A 2648-nucleotide genomic window follows, 5' to 3' on the forward strand; every position below is an offset into this window, starting at 1 on the left:
GGGGTTATATTATAAATTGAATGGATACCACTTGCACATCGTCGATCTTTAGCTTTCAAAGATACTTTTTGCTATTTACACTTCATCTCCCATTATATTCTCTTACAAACCGTCTTATAAAGTTAAATAATTGGTTGGTTGGTCGGTTTTGCATTGAAGATTCTTGAAATACATTTTTTTTGATTATATTTTTGCAAGCAAGAAATGAGTCATTGAAATTTTCAGTTCAGTGATATTTTTAATTTGTCTAAATTTAAATAAATGAATGGTCAATTTCTTGCAGGCGATTTATTATGCTTCGTGCTTTTAGGAAGCCTTTCTACTCTCAAATGTCAAGGCAATGTGGCTTTGACGTATAAATTTAACTATTTATGTATAAAGTAGAAAGGGTTATCCATCCCACAACGTGGATTAGAGAACTGAAGATTGGTGAGATCAGAATCGCCATTGTTTCATTGAAACAGAAGCATAGCTTCCGCAACTTAATCAGCAAGTACAACCAGTCACAGGGGTTGCTTGCTGGGAAATTCATTCATTCCACTTACAACAACAGGGGAGAGCGCATAGCCGTTTATGCCATCACTCTTGAAGAACGTGAAAAAGAAATCAATCATGAAGCAGATGAAAACAAATGGAAGCGAAGATTGCCACAAGACTTCAACAGCAGCAGAATGTGGCCAGAAGGGACAGAGCATGAGTAACGCCTTGACCATGAGTCGCGGCATGGTCAACACTTCGGACACCGTCTATACCGTGCCCGACATTGCCCGCATGCTTGGGCGTAAAGAGTGTACCATCAGGAAGCGTATAGAAAAAGGCCTTATCCCGGCTCATAAGATGGGTCGCTGTTGGTATGTCCAGAAGTCGGAGTTCATAGCAGAATTAAGAGATACTTAGCAATCCTCTAAATAACAAGTGACTAAGTTGCAAGACCTTGGCTAACTGACTGTGAAGCCGGTCGGCCAAGGCATTTTTATGATTAAACATTAGAGGATGATACCTAACAACCTGAGTTCGGGATAAAAATGTCCCGTTCTCAATAGCACCCCCAAGAGCATAAATATATCTCCTCTATCTTGAGACAGAGGTTATCCATAAAATTCCATCAAACTCTGATATGACTGGTTTTAGAACAGTGTAAGCTGCTGTCCTTGTCGGTCTATACAGAAATCTACATTGATAGCCGGCTTCTTCTCAAAGAAACAGTAGGCTGCAAGTGCCGACAGTGCATTTATAGCAAAATTAAAAACGCTCCTATGCCTGGAGTGTACCAGCTGTGCCACGTTTTTCAGTTCATCATTGATGGTTTCTATGACCGATCTCTTTCTGAGTAATATTTTGTCATACAAGGGTATTAGCTTGTTTTTCATGTTACTCCTCAGCCCCGTAACAAGGTTAATGCCATCATTGTATAATCTTTCGAAAAGCCCTTGGGATATATACCCCTTATCAGCAAACAACTTGCCGAAGAGGTTGTCGCTGAGCCTGTTGAACACTCTTTCATCCCTATCATCCACATTCGCCTTGGTGAACATGAAGTTGACCAACTCTCCACGCTCGTTGCAAGTCAAGTGCAGTTTTAAGCCGAAATACCACCCCATCGTGCTCTTCCCTATTGAGGCGTATTCCTTGAAAACCTTATTGCGACTGATGCGCTTGTTGTGGCACACTGGTATGGACGTGCTGTTTATGAAACTTATTCCGGTGCAACGTCCCAGACAGCACACTTGCAGAAACAGCATCATCACAACGGCAACTCTTGATTCCAGTTCTATGAAACGGTTATAGGAGAGTTGCTCGGGAAACAAATCCCTCAAGTGCTCCCTGACATAAAATAGATAGTAATGCTTGAAATTGCGGAAGTCATTGAAGTGGAAACAGATGAGAATAGTCATGATCTCAGCACGGCTCATTCGCCATTTACGCTTTCGATGCTTGATGCCGTCAGGCTCCTGCAGAGCCAGTTTTGCTATTTCAACATCAAATTCCTTGCAGAAATCATCTGCAATACAAAAAATCTCTGTAATTTTGTCTTTGGTAATCATCGCTATAATATATGTAACTTGTTGATAATCATATATAAAGGTACAAAAATATAGCGAGATTACCAACTTTTTTCATCACTTTCTTATCCCGAACTCAGGTGAATATAACAATGTTTGGAGCATATTGACGGGATTTTAAAGGACAAAATAGAAGCAAATGTTCCTTCAAATGCAAATTCGCTGAGATTATCGATTTTTGATATTTTTATTGAAAGTGACATTAAGTGGTTGCTACAAATTTTGAAGCTGTTTTTAGTATTAACCAAGACTCCTTTGAAGACATTGTTTTTTCAAATATACAAAAAGTGAGACCTCTGCAAAACTCATTGTTCAAAATTTGCTCATTTCATCATATTTTTGTACCTTTATAGTATGAAACAACGTCCTTCTTCTCCGAGTTTTGCTGACCTAATAGTTGGCCATCGTAAGGTTAAACAGACCTTTTTCTTTCAAATTGATCAGATAATCGACTGGAATCCCATTCGTGGACTTATTGAAATTGCTTACACCAAAGGCAACCGTCCCACTGGTCGTCCATGCTATGACAGCCTTGTGTTGTTCAAGACCGAACTTCTTCGCACATGGTATGGCTTGAGTGACGGC

At 39.8% G+C, this 2648-nt stretch carries 4 protein-coding genes; 3 read left to right on the forward strand and 1 reads right to left on the reverse strand.

Going from position 1 to position 2648, the window contains the following annotated elements; translation table 11 throughout:
* Positions 1-371 precede the first annotated feature (371 nt).
* Together HMPREF0650_RS01240 and HMPREF0650_RS01245 are read left to right on the forward strand one after the other, a co-directional pair.
* Positions 372-701, forward strand: a complete 330-nt coding sequence (locus HMPREF0650_RS01240; RefSeq protein WP_040562023.1) for a hypothetical protein — start codon at positions 372-374, stop codon at positions 699-701.
* The gene (locus tag HMPREF0650_RS01245; RefSeq protein ID WP_004347667.1) at positions 694-897 is read left to right on the forward strand and encodes a helix-turn-helix domain-containing protein; all 204 of its coding nucleotides are present in this window, start codon (positions 694-696) and stop codon (positions 895-897) included. The genes HMPREF0650_RS01240 and HMPREF0650_RS01245 overlap by 8 nt, the downstream gene beginning before the upstream one ends.
* Positions 898-1127: 230 nt before the next feature.
* On the opposite strand, the gene HMPREF0650_RS01250 is transcribed toward HMPREF0650_RS01245, so the two are convergent.
* A complete protein-coding gene (locus HMPREF0650_RS01250; RefSeq protein WP_040562025.1) occupies positions 1128-2045 on the reverse strand; it encodes an IS982 family transposase in 918 nt (305 codons plus the stop codon).
* A gap of 372 nt (positions 2046-2417) precedes the next feature.
* Between HMPREF0650_RS01250 and HMPREF0650_RS01260 the strand changes: the two genes are divergently transcribed.
* Positions 2418-2648 (forward strand): transposase (locus HMPREF0650_RS01260; RefSeq protein ID WP_004347673.1); only part of this gene is annotated, 231 nt, incomplete at its 3' end.

Source organism: Hoylesella buccalis ATCC 35310 (assembly GCF_000177075.1).
Taxonomy (GTDB): Bacteria; Bacteroidota; Bacteroidia; order Bacteroidales; family Bacteroidaceae; genus Prevotella; species Prevotella buccalis.